Below are 25,778 nucleotides of genomic sequence, written 5' to 3'. Positions count from 1 at the left end.
GTAGTCCTTCAGGCGTGCGTTTCATGCGAGAATACGACGACAGCGTCTGCCGCCACGTGCATCCCGGCTGTCACCTTGATAGCGTCGTCTTGGCTGGTGTCGAAACGGCGCACCCACGCGCTCCCATCTGGCAAGGCGGGCGGGGTGATCTCCACCGCGTCACCTCGGTTCAGCACAACCAGCAGCGCGCCTTCGCGCTGCACATACTCGGGGGAGCCTGACGCCATGCGCATCTCGGCCACCAGAACATTCAAACCCGGGTCATCCCAATCGTCTTGCCGCATCGGCTTGCCATTTGTGCGCCGCCAGAACAAATCTGGTTCTCCGTCTACCAAACGTTGGCGCGAATGTAGGAAACGTCTTTGCCTAAGCAGGGGATGCATTCGGCGAAACGATATCGCTTGTTGGCAGAAGGTAAAAAACGGATCTTCTTCGTCAGGCCAGTTGACCCACCCAATTTCGTTGTCTTGGCAATAGGTGTTGTTGTTGCCACCTTGCGAATTGCTCAGCTCATCGCCTGCTAGCATCATCGGAGTGCCTTGCGACAGCATTAGCGTGGCGATTAGGTTTCGCTTGCGCCTGATACGCGCGGCTATGATTTCTGCATTATCCGTCGCGCCCTCAACACCCATATTGTCCGAGTGGTTATTGGAATGCCCATCGCGGTTGTCTTCGCCGTTCGCTAGATTGTTCTTTTCGGAGTAGCTGACAGTATCCTCCAGCGTGAAGCCGTCATGGGCGGTCAAGAAATTCAATGACGACGTGGCCGAGCGCCCATCATGATCAAAAAACTGCGCCGAACCGGTCAGTCGTCCAGCGATGTCGGACACTTTGCCAGGATCGCCGCGCCAAAACCCCCGAACATCGTCACGAAACTTATCGTTCCATTCGGCAAATGGCGCTGGATAAGCACCGAGCTGATAGCCCCCAGGGCCAATGTCCCAAGGCTCGGCGATGAGCTTCACCTTGTTCAAAACTGGATCCTGCCCGATGGCACGGAAGAACGGCCCGTCGCGTTCGAACCCGTGACGCGTGCGCCCCAAGGCGGAGCACAGATCAAACCGGAACCCGTCGACATGCATGACCTCAACCCAATAGCGTAACGAGTCCATCACCAGCCGGATTACGAAAGGGTTCTCGAAATCAAGTGTATTCCCGCAACCTGCGTCGTCGATATAATATCGCTTATCCTCGGCAAGTCGGTAGTAGCTTGCGTTGTCGAGCCCCCGAAACATCAGCGTCGGCCCCATCTCGGACCCCTCGGCAGTGTGGTTGTAAACCACATCTAGAATGACCTCGATCCCGGCCGAGTGGAACCGCTCCACCATCTGCTGGAACTCGGAAATATCGGTGCCTTGCATATACCGCGGGTCCGGCGCGAAGAACCCGTAGGTCATATAGCCCCAGTAGTTCGTCAGCCCCCGGTCCAGCAGAAATTTCTCGTTCAGAAACGCCTGCACTGGCAACAACTCGACTGCCGTGACACCCAAATTGTTGAGGTGCTCCAGAATAGGATCAGACGCCATGGCGAGGTAGCTGCCCGCATTCTTGATATCCTTCCGACCCGCTGTCAGCCCCTTAACATGGGCCTCGTAGATCATCGAGTTTTCCAGCAAATGGTTCGGACGCGGCGTATCGCTCCAGTCGAAATGCGGGTCCACCACCACGCAACGGGGCATGTAGGGCGCGCTGTCGGCTTTGTCGAAACTCAGGTCCTTGTCCTTGTGACCCGACTTGTACCCAAACAACGCATCGTTCCATATTGGATGCCCGGTTAGACGCTTTGCATACGGGTCGATCAAAAGTTTGAACGGATTGAACCTATGTCCTTCGCTCGGCTCATAAGGCCCGTCCATGCGGTACCCATATTGTTGACCGGCCTTCAGCCCCGGTAGGTAGCCGTGCCACACATGGCCTTCGCGTTCGGGTAATTTCACAACTTGGTGCTCAACCCCGTTCTCGTCGAACAAACACAACATCACCTTGGTCGCGTGCTGCGAAAAGACAGCGAAGTTCACCCCACCGGCATCGACAGTTGCCCCCAAGGGGAACGGCAACCCAGGTCGAATTTGGAAGGGCTTTGAGTTCATGTTAGACCAGCATAGATGGCGTGGTACTCAGCCGCCGAGGTTTCCCACCCGACCGATTGGGCCATCGCATTGCGCTGCATCGCCTTCCAGACCTTCGGTTGCTCATAAAGCGAGCCGAGCCGAGCAAAGGCGTTCGCCAACGCTTGAGATGTGATAGGGAAGAACTGCAGCCCCGTGGCAACGCTGCTGGCCAATGCCGCAGGCGATGCGTTGATCACAGTGTCCGCCAACCCTCCGGTCAAAGCGACCAAGGGCAAGGTGCCGTAGCGCAACCCATAAAGTTGGGTCAAACCGCATGGCTCAAATCGCGATGGCACCAAAATTACGTCGCCGCCCGCCATCATCTGGTGGGACAGAGCTTCGTCATAGCCGATCTTGACCGAGACGTTTTCATGCCCTGCGGCTGCCTCAAGCATCGCGACTTCCAGTCTTGGGTCGCCTGAACCCAGCAGCGCCAACTGCCCACCCCGACTGAGCAACTCCGGCAGTGCCTCGAGCAGCAAATCAATGCCTTTTTGCTCTGTCAGCCGCGATACCAACACACACAAAGGGCCGCTTGATGTGCCAAGCCCAAAAATCTTTTGCAGGGCTTTCTTGTTCGCAGCCTTTCCCGCGGCAGTCTTGTAGGGTTTGATGTTGGGGTCGGTTGAGGGGTTCCAGATATCCTTGTCGATGCCATTAACGATTCCGAAAAGGTCCGATTTTCGGTGCCGCAACACACCGTCCATGCCAATGCCAAATTCGGGCGTTAGCAGTTCTTCTGCGTAGGTGCGCGAAACAGTTGTAATCTTGTCCGCGCCCATGAGTGCGGCCTTCAAAGCCGACACCTGTCCCCAAAACTCAAAATGCTCTGCATTGAACCTTGCTGCGTCCAGTCTCAAGGACGCTATTCTTTCTGCCGAAGTATTCCCATGAAACGCGATGTTGTGGACGGTAAAAACGAACGGCACGTTTACGCCTGCCGAGTGCAAATATTCTGGCGTCAGCCCGGCTTGCCAGTCATGCCCATGCACAATGTCCGGCTTCCACACGCCTGCTCCATTTTCCGCTATCTCTGCGGCCACGAAGCACAACGCCGCGAACCGTTCTGGGTTGTCGCCCCAATCCTTACCGACCGCATCACCATAAATGCCGCCATCGCGGTCATACAAATGCGGCGCATCGATCACCAACAGATCCAGCCCAGCAATTGTGCACCCAAGCAGTTTTGCGGGTCCGCCGAACAGGTCTTTGATGGTTTGGATCACCTTGGTTTTGCCAAGCTTGCCTATGACTGCCCTGTAGCCCGGCAATAGCACCCGCACTTCATCGCCATAGGCCGCCAACGCCGCTGGTAGTGCCCCGGCAACATCTGCCAAGCCTCCCGTCTTGATCAACGGAGCACATTCAGACACGACGAAGAGAACCTTTGTCATAAGGCGGCAGCCCTCTTGTTGAGCATATCTTGGGTGATCAATGTCGTGCCACGTTCCGTGACACGGAACCATTTGGCGTCTTCGTTGGCGTCTTCGCCTACGACAAGGCCCTCAGGAATAACCACGCCGCCATCGACGACAACCTGCCGAAGACGCGCCGAGCGATGAACAGTCACATTTGGCAGTACAACGGCATGATCCAGAACAGCATAGGAGTTGGTCTTTACATTGGTGAACAGGCACGAATTTCGCACTTCTGTCCCAGAGATGATGCACCCGCCTGAAACCATCGACGAAATCGCCATGCCGCGCCGGTCTCGCTCGTCGTGGATAAACTTCGCCGGCGGCACGCTTTCGTTGTAGGTCCAGATCGGCCAATCGCGATCCCACAAATCTAATTCGGGCGTGAAGTTGGTCAGATCGATATGCGCCTGCCAAAATGCATCAACCGTGCCCACGTCCTTCCAATAGGCGGGCGCACCTTCAGCGCGAACACAGCTCTCATCAAAACGGTGGGCCATAGCCTTCCCGCCTTTAACGATCTCTGGGATAAGGTCGTTGCCAAAATCATTGGTTGAATCGGGATCCTCGGCATCTTTAAGCAAAAGATCGCGCAGGAACTTCCAGTCGAACACGTAGATGCCCATCGAGGCCAACGCGTTTTCTGGATCCCCAGGCATACCGGGCGGATCAGCTGGTTTTTCCAGAAAGCTGGTGATGCGCCCGTCCTTGTCGGTGTCCATGACACCAAACGCTGCGGCTTCCATGCGTGGCACAGTCAGGCAACCGACGGTCACGTCGGCCTTGGTTTCGACATGCTGGCGCAGCATAATCTCATAGTCCATCTTGTAGATGTGGTCGCCTGCCAGAATGATCACGTAATCCACGCCGTAGCTGTCGACGATGTCGATATTCTGGGTCACCGCATCCGCCGTCCCTTTGTACCAGCTTTCATTCCCGCCGCGTTGCGACGCTGGCAGCACGTCTAAGAATTCGTTGCGCTCTGCGCGAAAGAAATTCCAGCCGCGTTGGGTATGGCGGATCAGGCTGTGGGCTTTGTATTGCGTTGCAACCGCCATTTTGCGGATACCAGAATTGACCGCGTTAGACAGGGCAAAGTCGATAATGCGTGCTTTGCCGCCAAACGGCACAGCGGGTTTCACACGACGATCGGTTAATTCCTTAAGACGACTCCCGCGCCCTCCGGCCAACACGAAAACCATGGATCTTTGTGTTAAGCGCTTAGTAGCCATTGTCTGTCCTCCCCTATAATTTCTATTGATTGCGCCGAAGGCGCAGCACCACCACCGAGAGCGGCGGCAAGGTTAGCACCATTGAATGGGCTTGCCCGTCGGCCGCTATGTCTTCCGTGTGACCGCCTCCTAGATTGCCTCGGTTCCCACCTCCGTAGATCGCGGCGTCGGTGTTTAGCGCCTCCTCCCAGAAGCCTTGCTTTGGCACGCCAACGCGAAAACCCGGGCGCTCAACCGGTGTAAAGTTGCACATAACAACAACTGGGGCGTCCCCCTTAGCGCCATGGCGCACAAACCCGATCGTCGATTGCGAGGGGTCGTTGCTGAGCCATGCAAATCCGTCAGAAACGCAGTCCTTCACATAGAGCGCCGGCGTCTCGCGATAGAGCGCGTTCAGGTCGCGCACCAATTGCTGAATTCCCTTATTGGCAGGTTGTTCAGCCGCGCCCCAATTCAGTTCAGCGTTGTGGTCCCATTCTTCGGGCTGCGCAAACTCGCACCCCATGAACAGCAATTTCTTGCCCGGCTGGGTCCACATGAACGCATAGTAGGCCCGCAAATTGGCATATTTCTCCCATTCGGTGCCCGGCATTTTCTCGATCATAGAACCTTTGCCATGCACGACTTCATCGTGACTGATCGGCAGGATAAAATTCTCGGTGAAGGCCCAATCCATCGGGAAAGTCATCAGGTGGTGATCATGCTGGCGATAAATGGGGTCTTTTTCCATGTAGCGCAGGGTGTCGTTCATCCAGCCCATGTTCCACTTGTAACCAAAGCCAAGTCCGCCTGAATGTACTGGCTGCGACACGGCAGGGAATGACGTGCTTTCCTCGGCCACGGTCATCACGCTTGGGTCCGCGCCGTACACTGCGATGTTCATCTCTTGCAGGAACTCGATCGCTTCATAGTTTTCGCGTCCGCCGTCTTTGTTGGGCACCCATTCGCCATCTTTGCGCGAATAGTCCCGGTACAGCATCGACGCCACAGCATCCACGCGCAGACCATCGAGATGGTATTCCTCGATCCAGTAAAGGGCGTTGGACACGAAGTAGTTCTTCACCTCACGCCGCCCGTAATTGGGGATCAATGTGTTCCAATCCTGATGGAATCCCTCGTGCGGGTCGGCATGCTCATAGAGCGCTGTGCCGTCAAACTTGGCGAGGCCGTGATCATCGGTTGGAAAATGTCCTGGCACCCAATCCAGCAAGACACCAACCTCAGCCGCATGGGCGGCTTCAACGAAATCGCGGAATTCATGCGGAGGGCCGAACCGAATGGTCGGAGCGAACAGTCCCACGGGCTGGTAGCCCCACGACCCGTCAAATGGAAACTCGGATACTGGCAACAGCTCGATATGAGTGAAGCCCATGAACTTGACATAGTTCACAAGATCGCGCGCCAATTCTTGGTAGCTCAGAGGTCTTCCGCCATCGTCGTAGCGACGTCGCCAAGACCCAAGATGCACCTCATAGATGGAAATTGGACTGGCACGATCCGCACGCGCAGCCCTTGCCTTCATCCAAGCCTTGTCTTTCCACCCATATCCAGCAATGTCTCGCACGACAGAGGCTTTCTCGGGCGGGTGCTGCGACCCAAACCCGACTGGATCGGCTTTCAGTGCCATTGATCCATCAGCACCAATGATCTCGTATTTGTATAAGGCTCCATCCGTCACTTGCGGCAGGAACACTTCCCAAACGCCAGTCTGCCCTGCAGGCCGCATCGGGTGGCGACGGCCGTCCCACTGATTGAAATCCCCGACGACACTGACACGCCGCGCGTTGGGCGCCCAAACCGCGAAATGAACGCCATCGACCTTTTGATGTTTGGTCACATGCGCCCCGAGAACTCGCCAAAGTTCTTTATGGGTCCCTTCGCCAATCAGATATCGATCAAAGTCAGACAGGACCGGATCAAAGGCAAAAGGATCATGCGTGGTCTGCTCAGTTCCATTCGCGTAGCGCATTGTCAGGGTATAGGTTTTCCCGGCTACAGGACCTGAGAACACATCCCCCTCAAGGCGCGGCAGTATCGTCTGCTTCTTGCCAACAGTTGCGATGACCTCCACTGCAGCGGGCTGAAATGTCGTGATCCATCGCTTGTTCCCGATTTTATGTGGGCCCAAAACGTCAAAGGGTGAGGGATGGGTGCCGCTGTTGAGAGCAGCCAATGTATCCGGTGTCACGATATCCAGGCTCCGATCAAGTTTAGGCCTTGGCATCCTAAACCACAAAATGATCCCTTGGGGTCCGTCTGCGCCTTTGCATCCAAATTTAAGTGAAGCACGTGCACGCCGTGCACGTCAACCAATGGACGCGCCAGCACGGGGGCGCTTTTGTTCTCGCTAGATCAGAACTGGGTGAAGTTGGGCAAGCGCTTTGGAACAAAAAGGTGATCCTCGATTAGAGCAACGTTCTCGCCGCAATAGCCGATCAAAGACAACGAAAATCCGTTTCTTGCGAGCTCATGAGTTCGAAAGCACGTCAAAGCTCCGAATTCAGATTAACGGATCGCGCACCAAGCAGGAATATCCGCATTTCGGAGCTTCGTAAGAAAGACGAATGACAGGTGTGCCGCCTAAACCAAGTAAGGTGTTTGTTCAGACAAAGCCCCCATGGGCAAGGTCAAACCCTGCCGATGGGTGCGTCAGCATTCACCCCTTACCTTTGGTTCTCGTGGCGCCCGGCTTGGCATTCTTTTCAATGTATTCGATGATCTTGCCTGCAATGTCCAAACCGGTTGCTTTCTCGACTCCTTCAAGGCCTGGCGACGAATTCACCTCCATCACCACTGGGCCGTGGTTGGCGCGCAGCATGTCCACGCCGCAGACGTTTAGCCCCATGGCTTTGGCCGAACGGACCGCAGTTGAGCGTTCTTCGGGTGAGAGTTTGATCACATTGGCCGATCCGCCACGGTGCAGGTTGGAGCGGAATTCGCCCTCAGCACCGGTTCGTTTCATTGCCGCGATGACTCTACCCCCGACGACGATTGCACGGATGTCGGTTCCGCCTGCCTCTTTGATAAATTCCTGCACGAGGATGTTGGTATTTGTCGCTCGGAACGCCTCGATCACCGATTGAGCCGAACGGTCCGTATCAGCAAGCACAACGCCTAGGCCTTGCGTGCCTTCAAGAAGTTTGATCACCAACGGTGCACCACCGGCCAATTTCAGGACTTCGTCGGTTTGTTTGGGATCGTGGGCGAAAGTCGTGACCGGCAACCCAATACCGTCGCGTGCCAGCAACTGCATGGACCGCAGCTTGTCGCGAGACCGCCCGATGGCGACGCTCTCGTTCAGTGGATAAACGCCTTGCATCTCAAACTGGCGCAAAACAGCCATGCCGTAGAAGGTAACCGAAGCCCCGATGCGAGGAATAACAGCATCGTAGCCCTCAAGCTTTTCACCGTCATTGTAATAGACCTCGGGCCTGCGCGACGCGATATTCATGTAGCAGCGCAGTGTGTTGATGATATCGAGCTGGTGCCCCCGTTCCTCAGCGGCTTCTTTCAAGCGCTTGTGGGAGTAGAGATTTGCGTTACGTGCCAACATTGCGATTTTCATGGAAAACCCTTTCCGCCTTTCGGCTTTAGCTTGGTCGTTTCTGCGTGAGCAGGGCGCGGCGTGTGTGTACCGCGATGGAATGGTTTTTGAGCGCCGTGCGTCCGACAATCAGGCCAAAAGTCATGTTGCCTCGGTCGGTCAGCGAGAGGTCGATCGTCCAAGACCGTTGAGCCAGTCGGAACCTAGTGCGGATGACAATCCGTTCCTGAGGCACGCCGCTGGTATTCTTGATGCTTCGGATGGAATGGACCGGACTCTCTATCCCGATACCGTCGCCACCCTGCGTCGCATGAGCTGTAAAGCGCACCCAGTCTTCGCAATCTTTCTTGAAGGTCTCGATATTGCTCGCATGAATGGCAGAGGTGCGCGCGCCAGTATCGATCTTGGCCTTTATGTTCACGAGACCAATATCTGGCAGATCGACATACTCCATCCATCCAATGATCAGTAGTGGGCGTTCCGTTTTTGGCAGGTTCGGGCGCTCGGCCATCTGGGTCATACCAGCCACGGCATCATCAGCGCCGCAAGGCTGAGCACGAAGAAAAATCCTGCCATATCAGTGATTGTTGTCAAAAGCGGACCGCTGGCAACAGCCGGATCCTGACCAACGCGCTTCAGCAAAAGAGGCACGACGCCGCCGATTGAAACAGCAAGAATTGTGTTCAGGGCAAGGGCAAGGCCAATCACTAATCCCAAGGCTGGGCTGCCCTTCCAGATCCAGGCGACGATACCAATCAAGATACCCAAAGCGATCCCGTTGATGATGCCCACACTCACTTCTTTCAGCCAAACACGAAACGCATCCGACGGGCGAACAAGGCCCAAACTCAATTCACGCATTGTCACGCCAACGGCTTGGTTACCGGAGCACCCGCTCATGTCGGACACCATTGGCAAAAACACAGCGATGGCGATGACTGCGAGAAGAGTTTCTTCGTAAGCAGAGATCACGCTAGCCGCGAGGATGTTAAGAACGATGTTTGCAGAAAGCCAAGCTAGTCTGCGTCGTGATCGCAGCCATGTCGGCATTGAGCGCAACTCGTCGCCCACCACACCCTGGCGTTTGAGGCTTTCGCTCTCGGACCGTTCTAAGGCAGCGGCGCTAACGGCCGCTCGGGAAACGACGCCAACAAGCTTTCCATCCGCTTCCACGACAGGAATGCCCAAAAATGCATGCTCATCAAACAAGTCTTCTAGGTTGAACAGCGGCATATCAACCGGGACAGTCAACGGCGGCGTCATAATGGAGGTCAGCAAATCGCTGCGTTTCGAAGTCAGAAGGCCGCGCAGCGAAACAACGCCAACTGGCTTGCCATCCTCATCCACAATGTAGGGGTGTTGGCCACGATATCTCTCGAAATCGTCGTCGTCACTCGCCAAGTCCCGTAGCACCTTCCCTACGGTTTGTGTGTCGGAGAACGAGAACGCCTCAGCAACCATGAGACCACCGGCAGTGTCGTCGTCATATGTTACTAATCGGCGTACGTCGGCAGCGTCTTCGACATCCATCTCCGACAAAATCGCCTCGGCATTATCCTCGTCCAAATCGCCGATCAGGTCGGCCTGCACATCTGAATCGAGTTCATCCATGATCTCGGCCGCACGAATGGCGGTTAGGCCTTCAACTAAATCGGCGGCAGTCTCGCTGGGTGCCTCCTCAACCAGCTGGGCAGCAAGTTCTGCAGGCACCAGTGACAGAACCAGAACCCGATCTTCCACAGACAAGTGCAACAGTTCCCGCAAGGCTTCACTTCGCGGCAGAGGATCGATCAGGTCGACTAACGCAACTACGTCACGCGCATCAGCCGCTGCCTTGATTGGAATCGACAGATCATTGTCGTTTTGATTGGTATTTAGGTTATCGGACATCAATGGCCCCTCTCTGCAACAGCCTCTAATTTGATATACTTTATTTGTCTATAGACAATTTTTTATCATTGATTATGATCTGAGCATGAAAAAAACAGATATCGCCGCCAAAAGACTTGCAGCAATGTATGCAGAGGAGTTCGGCGGCAAACCCTCAGGCCGCTACCGCATCTCGCGCAAGCTACTCGCCGAACTCGTCGGACAGCGCAGGCTCTATGCCGACGACGTGACGGACATTACACGCGCACTTCTCGAGAACGGATTCGTCTTGATCGATATGGAAAGCTTCTTCGTCGTAATGAGCGCCAATGCGTTCGTGAACTATCGACGTGTGGGAAAAGCTTCGAGCAACGAAACCTAGGGGTTTCAAACCCCTATTCAGATTACGAACACGCCCCTTCGCACCTTATAGAACGTGTCTATTCCTGATCTCCTAGTCTCAGCATCAGCCCAAATGAACGACCCTGTCGACTTGTTTTTCCCGCGCCACGGCTTGCGCCCATGTCAGGAACAAGATCGCTGGGTTGGATATCGCGTTGGCTTTGATCGTCTGCACAAGTGTTGACGCACAGCACTTCGCGATCACCTCGTCGTTCTGCTGCGCGTGCGACACAATATCGATCGAGATCTGATCCTGCAGGCCCGCATCCACTAACCCTTTCGCAATTGCGGCGGCTGACCCGACGCCCATGTAGACAGCGACGCGGGTTCCGGGCTGCAGGGTTCTAATCCACGTATGGCTCTTACCGACCGTCTCCGACTGCCCCGTCGCCAGAACAAGCGTGTCACAGGTTCCGCGTTCGGTCAGGAACCCGCCAAGCGACGCAGAGGCGGCGCTGGCCGCCGTCACACCGGGAACAATCTCCAACGGGATACCCGCCGCTTTAAGCGCGTCGGCTTCTTCGGCCCCGCGCGCGAAGACACCGGGATCGCCGCATTTGAGGCGCACGACGCGTTTGCCTTGGAGCGCCGCGGCGACCAGAACGCCAGAAATCTTCTCTTGGGGCCAATGGTGACAGCCCGGCGCTTTGCCCACATAGACCCGTTCAGCATCACGCCGTGCCAAGTCTAGGATGTCAGGATCGATCAGACGATCGTAGAAAATGACATCCGCCTCCTGCAACCGCTGAACGCCACGCAACGTGATCAAGTCCTTGGCCCCCGGACCGGCACCGACCAACGCGACGGAGCCAACAGTTTCCGCACCGAAGGTGGCCGTATCAATTGCCTGCTTGATCATCTGCGCCGCAGCACGTTCGCCGCCGCGCGCATGGGTGTCCCTGACGGGGCCTGCAAAAACCCAACGCCAAAGGTCACGCCGCATGCGAGGCGCAAGGCGCGCATGCGCGCGGTCACGCAACCGACCCGCGACTGCAGCAAGATCGCCCAATCGCGGCTCCAGCATGTCCTCTAGTCGTGTTTTTATCTGGCGTGCAAGAACCGGGGCGGTTCCTTCGGTTCCGATTGCCACAACGACGGGCGACCGGTCCACGATCGACGGGGTCAAGGCATCGCACAAGTGCGGCTGATCCACGACGTTGACAGTCGCGCCTGCGGACTTCGCGAGCATGTGCAGACAGGCATCCGTCGCGCAACAGCCCGTGGCGACAAACACCAACGCAGCACCTTCGAACGCGGTCGGGCAGATTGGGCCGCTCTGCCAGACAATACGGCCCTGTGCGTGCAAATCCGCCAACTCGGGATCAAGCGATGGAGCAAGGACCGTGATGGCTGCGTCGGTTTTGAGGATCAGCCGGCATTTTTGTGCTGCTTGCTCGCCCCCGCCCGCAATGATGACACGGCGACCCTGCATTTGCAGAAACATGGGAAAGGTTTTCATCCTGCTCTCCTCGATTGGGAAAATCGGTCGCACCAAAGCTCGGTCGCGAATGCACTCGCCTGAGCAAGTGTCGGGGCCGCCTTTAGGGTCCAAAGTGCCAGAGCCGCTGTGCCGGTGACCGTCGCCGTCGCAAAAGCATCGTTCTGCGAGCCGTCCCAGAGAGCGGCGATATTTACGGGACGGTTAAGATCGTGCAAACGGCGGGTGTCGTTCAAGTTGGCAGGGGTCAACTCGTTCAATTCAATTCCGTCACGCAACCCGAAAATAGCGGTCTCTTTGCCCGGATGACGCTCGAATTCGCCTCCTCCGCCCTTGATAACTGTCAGGTTCTGATCGCCAAGCAAGGCTGCAGCACGTGATTGCAAACCCCGATAGGACGGGTGGAAAACGCCCTGCACTGACGCCTGCGCAACAGTCGGATTCCACATGCGTAGCACCGTATTGATGCAGCTGCGCAGCCCAAATGTATCACGCAGCTTAAGCAGTTCGAACGCCGCTGGGCTGAGAGTTTCCAGCGGCAGGTAGGACAGTCCATCGCCCTCAAGGGACACATCGCGTAGTACAGATCGCACATCCGCGGCAGTGCTTTGGTGGGAGTTCCAGCCATGAAGAGCGACTGAATACCCCGCCTGCGCCACCAGTTTAGCTGCCAGCAAAAACAACGGCGCACCGCGCGTGCGGCCGGCGGCGTAGCACGGCCAATCCAGATCAGCGGCTGGCTGCTGCGACGTCGCGGCGCGCAAGGCAGCGGTAAAGCCTGCGATTTCGGCATCGGTCTCTCCACGTAGACGCAAGACCATCAGAAGCGCGCCTATCGCTTCGGGCGCGGCATCGCCAGACAGGATAGTCGACATCGCCTGCCGCGCTTCGTCCTGCGTCAACGCACGTGCGCGCCCTTTCCCTTGGGCGACAAGGCGGACAAAGGGTGCGAGTGTCATTCTGCGGCCATCGCAGGTCGCATGTCTTCAAGAAGGCGCTCCAGTTCCGGCTTGCAGGATCCGCAGTTCGTGCCCGCGCATGTGATAGCCCCCAGAGCCTCGACGCTGGTGGCCCCTGCCCCGATCGCATCTCGCAAGGTGTTCACGCCAACATTCAGACAGGCGCAGATTGTAGTGCCCGGATCAAGCTGGCCCGCGCCACTTCGTCCGGCAAGCGCGTGAAGCGGCGGCGTCGATGTTCCGATCAACGACACGGCGTGGGTGCGCGACAAGGACACCGGCGTCGGGCTGGCAAAGAACAACCCGGTCAACTGATCCTTGTCGTGAAATGCGATGCGGGTTTGTTGTCCATGCTCGTCGTGCACTTCCGACGCGCTGCAAGACCCTAGCTCCATCAAGCCGCGTGCCAGTTCCCCCCAGTGATCGGGCATCTCAAGGCCAGCGAACTCGCCTTGCCATCCCGTCAGGGTTCGAGCGACAGCGCTATAAGTGCAATCGGGGCGCATCGGACGCAAGGACACAGCATAGCCGAACCACACAGCACCAAATTTGCGCGCCGAGACCTGATTGGCCTTTGACGCGGGCTGGCCTGAAACGGGATCGGTGACAGATATTGCAAGGTTGTTTACCAACCCTGCGCTGCTTTGCTGGCGTGTCCAGTGCATCGGTGCGAAAAGTTGGCGCCTGGCGCAACGATCAGTGATCAGGGCGCGCAGAATGGATGTTCCTTTAGGACTGCTCAACTCGATAAGGTCACCCGCACTTATTGCCAGTGCGGCGGCATCCTCGGGGTGAATCTCGGCATAGGGTTCGGCCAAATGCGCCCCAAGGCGCGGGGCTTTTCCGCTGCGGGTCATCGTATGCCACTGATCGCGGTTGCGGCCTGTATTTAGAGTAAACGCGTCTCGCGCTGAAGCCTTTGGAGTGCTGACAGGCAACATGCGAGCCTTACCATCGGGATGGTAAAATCCACCATTCGCAAAGAAGCGCTTGTCGTTTTGAGGCCACTGGGTCGGAATCATGTTTACGTAATCAGCGTCGGCAAAGATGCTCAGATCAAGGTCACGCCCGAAGTCCATCGTCGCAGTGGACAATGCCACGTATTCGGCGAACACTTCGGCAGGAGAGGAAAAGCCAAAGGCGTCACTCCACCCCATACGCGCCGCAACATCGCAGATGATTTGCCAATCGGGTCGCGCCTGTCCAGGTGCGGGGAGAAACGCCCGCTGGCGCGAGATACGGCGCTCAGAATTTGTGACCGTGCCATCTTTCTCGCCCCACCCTGTCGCGGGCAACAGCACATCTGCCAGATCGCCAGTATCTGTGCGCGCCATTATATCCGAGACAGCGACAAACGGGACATTCGCAATCGCCGCCGCGACCCCTTCTGCGTCCGGCAAGCTGACGGCGGGATTTGTAGAGATTACCCAGAGCGCTTTGATCTTCCCGCTTGCACAGGCCTCAAACAAGTCGACCGCCTTAAGGCCCTGCTCCGCCGAAATGGTTGGGCTCTTCCAGAATTCCTGCACTTTTGCGCGATGGTCAGGGTTTTCGATGTCCAGATGGTTGGCGAGCATATTAGCCATGCCGCCCACTTCGCGCCCGCCCATCGCATTGGGCTGCCCAGTTACAGAAAACGGCCCGCATCCGGGCTTCCCGATCCGACCCGTGGCGAGGTGGCAATTCAGGATAGCGTTCACCTTGTCGGAGCCACATTCAGACTGGTTCACACCCTGCGAGTATACGGTGACAACCTTCTTGGTGCCGGCCCAGAGCTGATAGAATTGTTCTAGCTCGTCGTGAGACAACCCGCTTTCCAGCGGATCGCCCAAGCGGGCTTGAGTGATCGCGGGAAGGCCACCGGAAACATGGTGCTTGAGGTAATGTTGATCCAACGCATCCGTGTCCGCCAGATATGTCAGCAGCCCGTTGAACAAGGAGATGTCGCCATCTGGAACAATCCGCAGATGGGTGTCGGCGAGTGCCGAGGTTGCCGTTTTGCGCGGGTCGATGTTGACGACGCGCATGGACGGTCGGGCGGATTTTGCCTCGGCAATCCTTTGATGCAAGACCGGATGGCACCACGCAAGGTTTGAGCCGACCAGAACTATCAAGTCCGCCTGTTCCAGATCCGCGTAGGTGCCGGGCACGGTATCAGTCCCGAACGCACGTCTGTGTCCCGCAACCGACGAGGCCATGCACAGTCGCGAGTTCGTATCCACATTTGCCGATCCGATGAATCCTTTCATCAGCTTGTTGGCAACGTAGTAGTCCTCCGTCAGCAGTTGGCCGGAAAGGTAGAACGCTACGCTGTCGGGGCCGTGGTCACGGATAGCCGTGCTAAACTTGTTCGCGATCAAGTCGAGCGTTTCGTCCCAACCCGCATCGCGCCCACCGATCTGGGGCGCAAGCAACCGCCCCTCAAGATCGATTGTCTGGCCAAGTGCGGACCCCTTCGAGCAGAGCCGCCCGAAGTTTGCCGGATGCTCCGGGTCACCCTTGATGGTGCCGTCCGCCCCCGCCATTATCCCGCAACCCACGCCGCAATATGGGCAAACTGTCCGTGTCAGGTTCATGCAACGGCCCGACGCTTCAAGAACGCCACATCAAGCGTGATGCGCCCTTCGACCACCTTCGCGGGATAGGTCATGACCTGCCCCGTATCCGTGCCCTGAACCTCCCCGGTTTCCAGCGAGATGACCCAATTATGCAGTGGGCACGTGACGGCCTTGCCATGCACAATACCTTCTGCAAGGGGGCCGTTTTTATGAGGGCATGCGTTATCAAGAGCAAAAACCTCGTCCTCGCCGGTGCGGAACACTGCCACACAACCATGCGCCGTTTTGATCAGGCGCGCGCCCCGTTGCGGCACTGCGTCCAGCGCTGCGATCTCAATCCAGTCGTTTGAACCAGCAGTCATTCTGCGGCCTCCAATGTCAGGTCTGCAAGCGGTCGGTAGGTTTCGGCCTTGGCAACGTGCTGCGCCCAAGGATCCTTGCGGTAAATACTCTGGGACAGCTCAAAGCGGGCCACGAGCGCCGCGCGGTTTTCAAGATCGGCGACTTGTTCTTTGATCCAGTCCAGACCTACCTTGGCCATCCACTTATAGATGCGATCCAGATACTTGGCGTTCTCGCGATAGCTTTGCGTGACGGCTTTAATGATGTCGATGGCCTCGTCCTCGGTCGCGACCTGACACAGCAGTTCAGTCTCGCGCACGTCCATCCCTGCGGCGCCGCCGATGCTGATCTGATAGCCGCTATCGACGCAAACGATACCGATGTCCTTGCAGGTTGCTTCGGCGCAATTGCGAGGGCAACCGGACACGCCCAGCTTTAATTTGTGCGGGGTCCATGACCCCCAGAGCGTCTTTTCCAGTTTGATCCCCAAACCGGTGCTGTCCTGCGTCCCAAAGCGGCAATGGTCGGTGCCAACGCAGGTTTTTACCGTGCGCAGCCCTTTGGAATAGGCGTGGCCGGAGACCATACCAGCCTTGTTCAGATCATCCCAGATTGCGGGCAGGTCCTCGCCCTTCACACCCAGCAGATCAATCCGCTGCCCGCCAGTGACCTTTACGGTCGGCACAGCGAATTTGTCGGCAGCATCAGCAATCGCGCGTAGCTCATTAGGTGTGGTGATCCCGCCCCACATGCGCGGCACGACGCTGAATGTGCCGTCTTTTTGGATGTTGGCGTGCTTGCGCTCGTTGATGAACCGCGACTGTGGGTCATCGGTGTATTCAAGCGGCCAATCGGCCAGCAGATAAAAATTCAATGCAGGACGGCACACGTGGCAGCCACAAGACGTCTTCCACCCGCATTCCTGCCAGACCGCTGGCATGGATGTCAGCTTTTGCGACTTGATCATCCGGCGTACGTCTTCGTGGGTCATATTCGTACAACCGCAGATCGACGCTGCTGCCGGGACGACAAAATCATCGCCCAACGTGACCGCCAGAACCTGCTCCACCAATCCGGTGCATGTCCCGCAAGACCCACTCGCTTTGGTTACCGCACGCACGGTGCCAAGATCTGTGGCGCCTGACCTGATCGCATCCTCGATCTGCCCTTTGCAAATGCCGTTACAGCCACAGATTTCCGCTTCACGCGGTAAGGCTGCAACGGCTGAGAGCGGGTCCGAGGGGGCACCCCCCTGATAGGCAGGGCCAAAAATCAACGTCTCGCGCATGTCCGCAATATCGGTTTTATCGCGGATCAGGCCGAAGAACCAATTGCTATCAGTTGTGTCGCCATACATGACGGCCCCGACAACGACGTTATCCTCAAGAACCAAGCGGCGATACACCCCGCGCGCGGGATCGCGAAATACAATGTCCTCGCGCCCTTCTGCTTCCGCAAAATCACCGGCACTGAACAGATCGCAGCCTGTAACCTTCAGCTTGGTCGACAGCTCTTTCGGAGTGAACACATCAGGCGTTCCCATCAACGTCTTGGCGACCACTTTGGCTTGGTCGTAAAGCGGCGCAACCAAGCCGAACAACTGACCGTCCAGCTCTACACATTCGCCAACCGCCAGAATGTCCGGATCAGAGGTTTGCATCTGCGTGTTCACCTCAACACCGCGTGCAACACTAAGGCCAGCATCCGTGGCAAGGCGCGTTTCAGGTCGAATGCCGACGGCCATGACAACCAGATCCGCCTCAAGCGTTTCGTCACCGTCGAGCAGAACCGCTTCGACGTGGTCCGTGCCAAGAATCGCCGTTGTGGAAGCGCGGCATTTCACTTTGATCCCGCGCTTCTCTAGGTCACGGCGCAGCAAGAAGCCCGCCGCTTCGTCAAGCTGACGTTCCATCAGGTGCCCCATCAAGTGCAAGACGGTGACGTCCATGCCGCGTTCGGCCAAACCAGCGGCGGCCTCAAGACCAAGCAAGCCGCCACCGATAACGACCGCCTTACCGCCCTTCTGCGAGGCCTCGATCATTGCATTGGTGTCATCGAGATCACGGTAGGCAACGACACCAGGCAAGTCTTTTCCTGGCACTGGAATGATGAACGGAGCGGAGCCGGTCGCGATCAACAGCTTATCGTAAGGAACTATCCCGTTTTCGCTAGTGACGGTTTTCGCGACGCGATCAATCGCAGTGACGTGGGAGCCGAAATGGCAGGTCACGCCGTTGGCGACGTACCAATCCGCGTTATGGGTCACGATGTCATCGTAGCTTTTCTCGCCCGACAAGACGGGCGACAGCATGATCCGATTGTAGTTCCCACGCGCCTCGCCATTGAACAGCGTGACCTCGTAGTCTGCATTTGCTTCAAAAAGGTGTTCCAACACGCGCCCAGAGGCCATCCCAGCACCGATAACAACTAGTTTCTGTGTCATGTCTTACTCCGCCGCGATCTTCGAGGGTTTCGATTTGGGCTTCGCGCCGTGCTCGTACTCTTCAAGAAAATCGAGAACTTCAGCGCGATAGGTGTAGTAATCGGGGTGTTCCAGCAGGGCCTTGCGTGTGCGTGGGCGCGGAAGTTTCACATCGGTGATCTTGCCAATTGTCGCGTGCGGCCCGTTGGTCATCATCACCACACGGTCCGCCAGCAGGATCGCTTCGTCGACATCATGGGTGACGCAAATCGCGGTGACCTTGGTGCGCGACCAGACTTCCATCAGGACCTCTTGCAGCTCCCAGCGTGTCAGGCTGTCGAGCATTCCGAACGGCTCATCCAAAAGCAACAGCTTGGGAGACAGAGCAAAGGCCCGCGCAATCCCCACCCGCTGTTTCATGCCGTTGGACATAGACGACGCCTGCTTGTCCATGCTGTCGGCCAGCCCGACCCGCTCAAGATAATATTCGATTACATCCTGACGCTCGGCTTGCGAGGCGCGGGGATAAACTTTGTGAACGCCAATCGCGACATTTTCCTTGGCGGTCAGCCAAGGAAACAGGTTGGGCGATTGGAACACCACGGCGCGTTCGGGATCAGCACCTTCGACATTCCAGCCATCAAGACGGATTGCCCCTTTGGAGATCGGATTAAGTCCCGCCGCCATTGTGAGCACCGTGGATTTGCCGCAGCCAGAGTGCCCGATCAGGCTGATGAACTCACCCTTGTTAATCTTTAGGTCAAAGTCCTCGACCACGGTCAGCGGGCCTTTGGGCGTCGGATAAATTTTATGTAGCTGCGAGAAGTTCAGGAACCGCTCTTCGATACCGCCCTCCTGCGCTTTGGCGACAACCGCGGGAACAGAGTGGATCGGCGTCACGTCCGGAAGATGGCGGGTTTCCTCGACTTTGGCCGCGATCCCCACATCCATAAGGTACTTGGTCACCCTTGCCCGAAGCGCCTTGAAGGTCGCATCGTCGTTCATCGTCGCCCGATCGCGTGGACGCGGGATGTCCACGGCCACAGGATCGGCAAGCGTTCCATCTGGGTTGAGCGGAATGATGCGGTCCGCCAGAAGGATCGCCTCGTCCACATCATTGGTGATCAGGATACAGGTCTTTTTGTCTTGCTCCCAGATGTCGAGGATTTCATCCGCCAAGTTGGCACGTGTGAGTGCATCAAGCGCACTTAGCGGTTCGTCCAGCAGCAGCATTTCAGGGTTCATCGCCAACGCCCGCGCAACGGAAACCCGTTGGCGCATTCCCCCCGATAACTCGGACGGGCGACGATCAGTGGCGTGTGAAAGCCCGACCATGCCAACGTAGTGATCAATCTTTGCCTGCCGCTCCGTGCGCGACAGTTTTGGGAACACGGCGTCAACCGCTAGGCCAACATTTCCCCCAACTGTCAGCCACGGCATCAGCGAATAGCTTTGAAACACCAAGCCGCGTTCAGGCCCAGGACCGGTGATGGCGTTGCCCTTGAAAGCAACAGACCCCGTGTCAGGCATCTCAAGCCCCGCAATCAGGTTCATCAGTGTCGATTTTCCCGTTCCCGAAAACCCGAGGATCGCGACGAACTCGCCTTCCTTCACATCGAGGTTGATGTTTCTGAGGACCTCGGCGCGCGCGCTACCTTCGCCGAAGCCTTTGTTGACGTTCGTAAATGTCAGGATGCTCATGCCAATCACCGGTTCTCTGTGAAGGTGAACATGGATTGCAGGGCGAACATTGCACGATCCAGCAGGAAGCCGATAATTCCGATCGTGAACACCGCGACCATGATCTTGGCCAGCGACTGAGATGATCCGTTCTGGAACTCGTCCCAGACGAACTTCCCAAGGCCAGGGTTCTGCGCCAGCATTTCAGCAGCGATCAGAACCATCCAGCCAACACCGAGGCTCAGACGCAAACCTGTGAAAATCAGTGGCAGGGCTGATGGCAGCACCAGCTTCGTGATCTTGGAGTAGGTGCTCATCTTCAGGACTTTGGAAACGCTAACCAAATCCTTATCGATGGATGACACGCCCAGCGCGGTGTTGATCAATGTCGGCCAGAGCGAACACAGTGTTACGGTGATTGCCGACACGAGGAAGGATTTGGAAAACATGCCGTCGTTGGTTGCATACACGGCAGAGACCACCATCGTCACGATCGGCAACCATGCCAGCGGGCTAACCGGCTTGAAAATTTGGATGATCGGATTGATTGCGGCGTTGGCCGTCGCGGACAGGCCAGCCAGTATCCCCAACGGTATGGCAATCGCAGACCCAATGAGAAACCCGAAGAACACTGTCGTGATCGAAGTCCAGATTTGCTGATAATATGTGGGCTTACCCGTATACGCCCGATCACGCACGTCATCGGCCCGACCGTTCGCGATTAACTCGGCATTTCGCGCGTCCTGGCGGGCGTAGAACGCCGCTTCCTTTTCGCGTTCGCGCACAGCGTCGGCGTTCAAATTGATCGCCTGTTCCCAAACTTGCACCGGGCCGGGGATGGCGCCAAGCGAGGTTTGGACCGTGGGTGCCAATGCCGCCCAGGCCCCGATAAATAGCAAGACCGCCAAAAGCGGTATCCCCAGCAACCGCCAGATTTCTGACACTTGCGCGCGAGGGTTGTCGCCGGCTGCCGCTTTCAGCATCGGCGTCAGCCATGCCAAACCAAGCACCTGAAACCATGCGTCGGCCTTGTTGATCCGAGTAAATCGCCGCGCGCGGCGCGCCTCTGCGTCAAGGGTATCTGGGTCAATAGCGGTCATATCGGAACCTGTGATCTGGAGGAATTTGCGAGAACGAGCGCCCGCCCCGCTGTTGGGGCGGGCCGTTGGCTTAATTCTGGATTTCGGAACCGGCGATCATTTGATCACCCTTCAAACCGATCGGAAGACTATCGAGGTAAGCGTTGGGCGCTCGCCCATCATAGCCAATGCCATCGATGACATCGGTCGCAGGTGTCGGTGCTTTGAAACCGTCGCTGTCCCAAGGGAAGTCCACTTCGTTCGCCATGCCACCGTCAACCAGAAGGCGCGCGGCCTCCAGGTAGATGTCAGGGCGATACACGGATTGGGCGGTCTCAATGAACCACTCATCGGTCTGCGGTTTAGCGATTTGCCCCCATCGACGCATCTGGGTGAGATACCAGATCGCGTCCGAGTAGAATGGGTAGGTCGCGTTGTAGCGGAAGAACACGTTGAAGTCGGGAACCTCTCGTATGTCGCCCTTCTCATACTCAAAGGTGCCCGTCATCGAGTTCGCAATGACATCTGCATCCGCGCCGACATATTCAGAACGCGCCAGAATCTCGACCGCTTCTTCACGGTTGGCATTCTCGTTCTCGTCGAGCCAGATCGCGGCGCGAATGAGCGCTTTAGTCAGGGCTATCGTCGTATTGGGGTTCTCTTCGGCAAATTGAGCTGAGATCCCGAAAACCTTCTCTGGATTGTTACGCCAAATCTCGTAATCGGTGATCACCGGAACGCCAATCCCCTTGAAGACCGCTTGCTGGTTCCAAGGCTCGCCTACGCAGTATCCAAAGATCGTTCCTGCTTCCATGGTCGATGGCATCTGTGGTGGTGGCGTCACGCTAAGGTAGACATCTGCGCCGATCTGGCCGCTAACGTCCTCTGGAGAATAATAGCCCGGCTCCAACCCGCCAGCAGCTAGCCAGTAGCGCAGTTCGTAGTTGTGGGTCGAAACGGGGAACACCATCCCCATATTGAAGGGAATGCCTTGATCCTTGTAGTCCTCGACCACGGGTGCAAGGGCTGCCGCACTGATCGGGTGCTGAGGACGGCCGTCATCCATCAGCGGAACATGGGGGCGCATTTGCTCCCAAATCTCGTTCGACACCGTGATGCCGTTGCCGTTCAAATCCATCGAAAACGGCGTGATGATATGGGCTTGAGTGCCATAGCCAATGGTCGCAGCCAGAGGCTGGCCCGCCAGCATGTGCGCGCCGTCCAGTTGACCGTCGATGACGCCATCCAGCAGGACTTTCCAGTTTGCCTGCGCTTCAAGCGTGACGAACAACCCTTCGTCCTCGAAATATCCGTTCTCATAGGCGACGGCCAAAGGGGCCATATCCGTGAGTTTGATAAACCCCAGTGTCAGTTCTTCTTTTTCGAGATCCAGCATCTCAGCCATCGCGGGGCTGGCGCAGAAAGCTGTCGAGGCGAGTAGCCATTTGAGTGTTTTCATCGTCTTGGTCCCTGTAGAAACGCAAAAAGCCGCACGACTGACACATGCGGGAGGAGGTGCATGCGCAATCGAGCGGCTTTGCTCTTAATTCGGTAGCTGGCAACTTTGACAGCCGGTACAGGCATCGTTGCCTTAAGACTGACTTTGGCGCATCTGGAACGGCGTTGCCATTGGCTTCTTCGCAAACGCAGCACTTCTTTGCCGCGTTGCAGCAATTGCCCATTATTTAACCGGCTCTGCCCCGTCAAAGTCGAAAACCGCGCCATTGAAGAACCGATCCGGGCCCAGAATCATCTCACCCATTGTCGAGGCGACTGCCGTTGGCACCTCCATCGTGCCCTCCACCTTTTGTGACGCTCCGGGCAAATCCGCCCCGATTGGGGTAAGCGCATCGCGATAGATATCGCTGCGAAAACAGGCCTGCGCGATCTGGCGCGATCGATCCCGATCAAGCCCGTGCCAGCGCGACAAGACATCGGCAATCCAGCTGGCCTGACTGCGCCACGGAAAGTTTGCCGCACCCTTGCTAAAGCTAAGGAAGCGATCTATTTGCTGCGGCGTCTGCCCCAGCCTAGTGATGAATTGCCCACTCAAGGCCGGATCAATTGCGTGGTCGGGCAAATCCAGATGCTGGCTTCGCGCAAGTATCTCAACGGCAAGCGGTGCGTTCTCGGGTTGGTCCAGCCAACTGGCAGCTTTGTATATGGCGCGGATCATCGCGTGGCATCGTTTGGGGTTTTGCGCCGCCCACTTATTTCGCACGCCCAGCACTTTTTCGGGCGAGAACTCCCAGATTTTTGATCCTGGCAGGATAAGCGTGGCATTACTTTGCTGCACCGCGACCGACCCCCAAGGTTCGCCTACGCAAAACATATCCAGCTCACCACTCTGAACCGCATCTGCCATTTTAGGCGGTGGGACGGTCACAATTTCAATGCGATCCGCTACAAACTCGGGTGAATGAGACAGCCATGTTTCAAGCAACATCCGATGCATCGAGAACGGAAACGGTACACCAATTCGCAGTGGCTTCTTGTCCGTTGCGAGGATCGCCTGCGACGTCGCCGATGGATCGTCCAGCGTGTTCGCCCACCCTGTCGCTTCCATCCTACGGTTCAAGTCATCGGACACGCCAATAATGGTGCCATTGATCGAAAGAACCATCAAAACGTCAATGTCAGATGCCATCCCGCCCAAGCCCAACGACATCGCCACCGGCATGGGCGAAAGCATATGAGCAAACTCGATCTGCCCGAACGCCAGCATGTCGCGCAGGGCCGACCAAGACGGTTGTTTCACCAACGTCAGATCAAGCCCTTCCTGAGCCGCGAATTTCAACTCTTTGGCGATGATCAACGGGGCGCAATCTACAAGCGGAAGATAGCCACAATGTACATGGGTCGTCTTCATCTCAGAAGCTCCGCAGCCGTCACCAATGCTGTTGCGACGTCGATTACTTTGCGCCCTTGATCCATCGCAGTTTTGCGCAAAAGGCCGTAGGCCTCATCCTCTGAAATATCACGTGCTCGGATCAGCAGTCCCTTTGCGCGATCAATCATTTTGCGATCCGAAAGCGCCTGCTTTGCGGCGTCCAGTTCTGACTGCATCTTTGCAATCATCCGAAAACGGGCAATTGCGGTTTCGATGACGGGTTTGATGCGGTGCTTTTGCAGACCATTCACCACATATGCACTCAGCCCCGCCGAAATTGCCGCCTGTGTCATCAACTCGTCCGAATGGTCAACAAACATCGCAACAGGTCGGTTGCGCGCGTTTGAGACAAGGCCAAGATGCTCCAGCGTATCACGGTCGGGGTTCGCAAGGTCGATTAGGATGATGTCGGGATCTTGGTGCTTTATCTCGCGCTCAAGCGCTGCAGGGGACGATATGACGGTCACGTCATGCCAGCCGCCATCCATGAGCGCATCAATAATTTCATGCGCCTTGGTCTTGTCGCGCTCAACCACGAGTATGGTCAGATCTGTTTGCACTCCGGCGGGGTAACGTCATTCACCGCACAGAGGCTAGCGGCGTTGTGCTGTGCCCCGTGAAATTAGGCGCAATGCCTTGCAAGTTTGCGTTACGGTGGTGTCTTGAGCAAGGAACAGGCACTTTAAGAACTACGCCCTGACATCGGACCCAGAATACACAATGGAGCCATGGTTTAAGGCTGGCTCACCGAGGCCGGACATGAAAGCCTGAATTCTCGCACATCCTACGTTGCGGGCGCTGAATCTTGTCGACAGCGAACAGATTGACTGCAATAGCTCGCCCTTCTTTTCCCTTTCCCTGATCTGGAGTGTTCCCGTGTTGCTCACCGTGACAGCAAGCCTCGTTTATTCTGCAACGCAGGCCTGCGAAGCCTTGCTTCAGATCGAACCGACCACCGATGCCGGACAACGCTGTGATAATCCCTGCTTGTCACTGATGTCCGGTGGGACCGTTCGTGAACTGGAAGGTGAAGACGCCATCGGGATACGCAGGTGGGTTTCTGTCGGAGCCCAGCTGGACTGCTATTATACGGCGCATTTCGAGGTCAACAGACCGGCTATCGATCTGGCCAGGCTTCAGGAAACGCCGCGGCATAAGCTTCCTAATTCTGTCATTTCGTATCTCATGCCATCACGCTATTGCCAGTCCGATCTGTTTCTGGCTTTCACAGCCGGTCAATTCGGGGGCCTGACGGGTGGCCCGTGCGTGCTGGCGATGAATGATTGGGTCGCATCCAACTTCATCTATGACATCAATAGTAGCGACCCTGGCACGACTGCGACTGACAGCTTTGCTGCCCTGCGCGGGGTATGCCGTGATTATGCACATGTTCTGATTTCTTTGGTACGCGCCGTGGGCATTCCCGCGCGTTTTGTCAGCGCCTATGCACCGGACGTCAAGCCGCAGGATTTCCATGCTGTGGTCGAAGTGTTTCTTGAAGGTGAGTGGCACCTTATTGATCCAACAGGTATGGCGCATCCGACGGATATTGTTCGGATCTGTGTTGGTCGAGACGCAGCGGACGCTTCTTTTTTGACCTCCTACGGGCCGTTAAACCTGCAAGAGCAAAGCGTTCAGGTTCAGCGTGTGACCGCTTAGTGAACGCATTTGAGGCGGCCGCGCCCGAGTGCCGGGGCCGACAATGCCTAATGTCGCAAGACTGGTCCGAAACACGCTCTATCAGGTGATCAGACGCCCCCAGATACCTCGATTTTCGCAGGCGAGTGTGATGCAGAGATGCACATCCCCTGTTTCGAACTCACACCACGCCGCAGAT

General features: G+C 56.9%; 19 protein-coding genes. 2 read left to right on the top strand and 17 right to left on the bottom strand.

Annotated elements, in window-relative coordinates:
• Window positions 1–8: 8 nt before the first annotated feature.
• The 7 genes from glgX to mgtE all read right to left on the bottom strand — a co-directional run bounded on the left by glgX (window position 9) and on the right by mgtE (window position 10,192).
• Window positions 9–2,090, bottom strand: a complete 2,082-nt coding sequence (gene glgX, locus BM352_RS05915; protein ID WP_090213747.1) for a glycogen debranching protein GlgX — start codon at window positions 2,088–2,090, stop codon at window positions 9–11.
• Window positions 2,087–3,505 (bottom strand): glycogen synthase GlgA, encoded by a 1,419-nt coding sequence (gene glgA / locus BM352_RS05910; RefSeq protein ID WP_090213745.1) that lies wholly within the window; start codon window positions 3,503–3,505, stop codon window positions 2,087–2,089. The genes glgX and glgA overlap by 4 nt, the downstream gene beginning before the upstream one ends.
• Window positions 3,502–4,758: a glucose-1-phosphate adenylyltransferase gene (glgC, locus tag BM352_RS05905; RefSeq protein WP_090213742.1), complete on the bottom strand. Its 1,257-nt coding sequence runs from the start codon at window positions 4,756–4,758 to the stop codon at window positions 3,502–3,504. The genes glgA and glgC overlap by 4 nt, the downstream gene beginning before the upstream one ends.
• A gap of 22 nt (window positions 4,759–4,780) precedes the next feature.
• A complete protein-coding gene (gene glgB / locus BM352_RS05900) occupies window positions 4,781–6,982 on the bottom strand; it encodes a 1,4-alpha-glucan branching protein GlgB (RefSeq protein WP_090213740.1) in 2,202 nt (733 codons plus the stop codon).
• 432 nt (window positions 6,983–7,414) lie between these two features.
• Window positions 7,415–8,323: a 30S ribosomal protein S6--L-glutamate ligase gene (rimK, locus tag BM352_RS05895; protein ID WP_090213737.1), complete on the bottom strand. Its 909-nt coding sequence runs from the start codon at window positions 8,321–8,323 to the stop codon at window positions 7,415–7,417.
• A gap of 25 nt (window positions 8,324–8,348) precedes the next feature.
• Window positions 8,349–8,822, bottom strand: coding sequence for an ATP-dependent zinc protease family protein (locus BM352_RS05890; protein WP_090213734.1), 474 nt, complete (start codon window positions 8,820–8,822; stop codon window positions 8,349–8,351).
• The gene (mgtE, locus tag BM352_RS05885; RefSeq protein ID WP_090213731.1) at window positions 8,819–10,192 is read right to left on the bottom strand and encodes a magnesium transporter; all 1,374 of its coding nucleotides are present in this window, start codon (window positions 10,190–10,192) and stop codon (window positions 8,819–8,821) included. The genes BM352_RS05890 and mgtE overlap by 4 nt, the downstream gene beginning before the upstream one ends.
• Before the next feature lie 85 nt (window positions 10,193–10,277).
• Here mgtE and BM352_RS05880 point away from each other — a divergent pair, with 85 nt between their 5' ends.
• A complete protein-coding gene (locus BM352_RS05880; RefSeq protein WP_090213728.1) occupies window positions 10,278–10,553 on the top strand; it encodes a hypothetical protein in 276 nt (91 codons plus the stop codon).
• An 84-nt stretch (window positions 10,554–10,637) separates the two neighbouring features.
• On the opposite strand, the gene cysG is transcribed toward BM352_RS05880, so the two are convergent.
• The 10 genes from cysG to BM352_RS05830 form a co-directional block, all read right to left on the bottom strand.
• Window positions 10,638–12,032, bottom strand: coding sequence for a siroheme synthase CysG (gene cysG / locus BM352_RS05875; RefSeq protein ID WP_090213725.1), 1,395 nt, complete (start codon window positions 12,030–12,032; stop codon window positions 10,638–10,640).
• Window positions 12,029–12,970, bottom strand: coding sequence for a glycosyl transferase family protein (locus BM352_RS05870; RefSeq protein WP_090213722.1), 942 nt, complete (start codon window positions 12,968–12,970; stop codon window positions 12,029–12,031). Before BM352_RS05870 ends, cysG begins: the two co-directional genes overlap by 4 nt.
• Entirely contained in the window at window positions 12,967–15,546 is a 2,580-nt protein-coding gene (locus BM352_RS05865; RefSeq protein ID WP_090213720.1) for a nitrate reductase, read from the bottom strand. Before BM352_RS05865 ends, BM352_RS05870 begins: the two co-directional genes overlap by 4 nt.
• Window positions 15,543–15,890: a nitrite reductase small subunit NirD gene (gene nirD / locus BM352_RS05860; protein ID WP_090213717.1), complete on the bottom strand. Its 348-nt coding sequence runs from the start codon at window positions 15,888–15,890 to the stop codon at window positions 15,543–15,545. The genes BM352_RS05865 and nirD overlap by 4 nt, the downstream gene beginning before the upstream one ends.
• The gene (nirB, locus tag BM352_RS05855; protein WP_090213714.1) at window positions 15,887–18,313 is read right to left on the bottom strand and encodes a nitrite reductase large subunit NirB; all 2,427 of its coding nucleotides are present in this window, start codon (window positions 18,311–18,313) and stop codon (window positions 15,887–15,889) included. The genes nirD and nirB overlap by 4 nt, the downstream gene beginning before the upstream one ends.
• A gap of 3 nt (window positions 18,314–18,316) precedes the next feature.
• Window positions 18,317–19,993 (bottom strand): ABC transporter ATP-binding protein, encoded by a 1,677-nt coding sequence (locus BM352_RS05850; protein ID WP_175500628.1) that lies wholly within the window; start codon window positions 19,991–19,993, stop codon window positions 18,317–18,319.
• A 5-nt stretch (window positions 19,994–19,998) separates the two neighbouring features.
• Window positions 19,999–21,072, bottom strand: a complete 1,074-nt coding sequence (locus tag BM352_RS05845; protein ID WP_090213707.1) for an ABC transporter permease — start codon at window positions 21,070–21,072, stop codon at window positions 19,999–20,001.
• A gap of 70 nt (window positions 21,073–21,142) precedes the next feature.
• Window positions 21,143–22,510 (bottom strand): CmpA/NrtA family ABC transporter substrate-binding protein, encoded by a 1,368-nt coding sequence (locus BM352_RS05840; RefSeq protein WP_090213704.1) that lies wholly within the window; start codon window positions 22,508–22,510, stop codon window positions 21,143–21,145.
• Between the two features lie 222 nt (window positions 22,511–22,732).
• Window positions 22,733–23,920 carry a CmpA/NrtA family ABC transporter substrate-binding protein gene (locus tag BM352_RS05835; RefSeq protein ID WP_090213700.1) on the bottom strand — a complete coding sequence of 396 codons (1,188 nt, stop codon included), beginning with the start codon at window positions 23,918–23,920 and terminating at the stop codon, window positions 22,733–22,735.
• Window positions 23,917–24,501 (bottom strand): ANTAR domain-containing response regulator, encoded by a 585-nt coding sequence (locus BM352_RS05830; protein ID WP_090213697.1) that lies wholly within the window; start codon window positions 24,499–24,501, stop codon window positions 23,917–23,919. The genes BM352_RS05835 and BM352_RS05830 overlap by 4 nt, the downstream gene beginning before the upstream one ends.
• A 316-nt stretch (window positions 24,502–24,817) precedes the next feature.
• On the opposite strand from BM352_RS05830, the gene BM352_RS05825 reads away from it, so the two are divergent.
• Window positions 24,818–25,600, top strand: coding sequence for a transglutaminase-like domain-containing protein (locus tag BM352_RS05825; protein ID WP_090213695.1), 783 nt, complete (start codon window positions 24,818–24,820; stop codon window positions 25,598–25,600).
• The last annotated feature ends 178 nt before the right edge of the window (window positions 25,601–25,778 follow it).

It is taken from the genome of Litoreibacter janthinus (assembly GCF_900111945.1).
Lineage (GTDB): Bacteria > Pseudomonadota > Alphaproteobacteria > Rhodobacterales > Rhodobacteraceae > Litoreibacter > Litoreibacter janthinus.
This window is presented reverse-complemented; position numbering and strand designations above follow the sequence as displayed.

Coding starts and splice junctions, on each gene's coding strand:
- glgX (WP_090213747.1), bottom strand. CDS start 2,090: ATGAACTCAAAGCCCTTCCAAATTCGACCTGGGTTGCCGTTCCCCTTG.
- glgA (WP_090213745.1), bottom strand. CDS start 3,505: ATGACAAAGGTTCTCTTCGTCGTGTCTGAATGTGCTCCGTTGATCAAG.
- glgC (WP_090213742.1), bottom strand. CDS start 4,758: ATGGCTACTAAGCGCTTAACACAAAGATCCATGGTTTTCGTGTTGGCC.
- glgB (WP_090213740.1), bottom strand. CDS start 6,982: ATGCCAAGGCCTAAACTTGATCGGAGCCTGGATATCGTGACACCGGAT.
- rimK (WP_090213737.1), bottom strand. CDS start 8,323: ATGAAAATCGCAATGTTGGCACGTAACGCAAATCTCTACTCCCACAAG.
- BM352_RS05890 (WP_090213734.1), bottom strand. CDS start 8,822: ATGACCCAGATGGCCGAGCGCCCGAACCTGCCAAAAACGGAACGCCCA.
- mgtE (WP_090213731.1), bottom strand. CDS start 10,192: ATGTCCGATAACCTAAATACCAATCAAAACGACAATGATCTGTCGATT.
- BM352_RS05880 (WP_090213728.1), top strand. CDS start 10,278: ATGAAAAAAACAGATATCGCCGCCAAAAGACTTGCAGCAATGTATGCA.
- cysG (WP_090213725.1), bottom strand. CDS start 12,032: ATGAAAACCTTTCCCATGTTTCTGCAAATGCAGGGTCGCCGTGTCATC.
- BM352_RS05870 (WP_090213722.1), bottom strand. CDS start 12,970: ATGACACTCGCACCCTTTGTCCGCCTTGTCGCCCAAGGGAAAGGGCGC.
- BM352_RS05865 (WP_090213720.1), bottom strand. CDS start 15,546: ATGAACCTGACACGGACAGTTTGCCCATATTGCGGCGTGGGTTGCGGG.
- nirD (WP_090213717.1), bottom strand. CDS start 15,890: ATGACTGCTGGTTCAAACGACTGGATTGAGATCGCAGCGCTGGACGCA.
- nirB (WP_090213714.1), bottom strand. CDS start 18,313: ATGACACAGAAACTAGTTGTTATCGGTGCTGGGATGGCCTCTGGGCGC.
- BM352_RS05850 (WP_175500628.1), bottom strand. CDS start 19,993: ATGAGCATCCTGACATTTACGAACGTCAACAAAGGCTTCGGCGAAGGT.
- BM352_RS05845 (WP_090213707.1), bottom strand. CDS start 21,072: ATGACCGCTATTGACCCAGATACCCTTGACGCAGAGGCGCGCCGCGCG.
- BM352_RS05840 (WP_090213704.1), bottom strand. CDS start 22,510: ATGAAAACACTCAAATGGCTACTCGCCTCGACAGCTTTCTGCGCCAGC.
- BM352_RS05835 (WP_090213700.1), bottom strand. CDS start 23,920: ATGAAGACGACCCATGTACATTGTGGCTATCTTCCGCTTGTAGATTGC.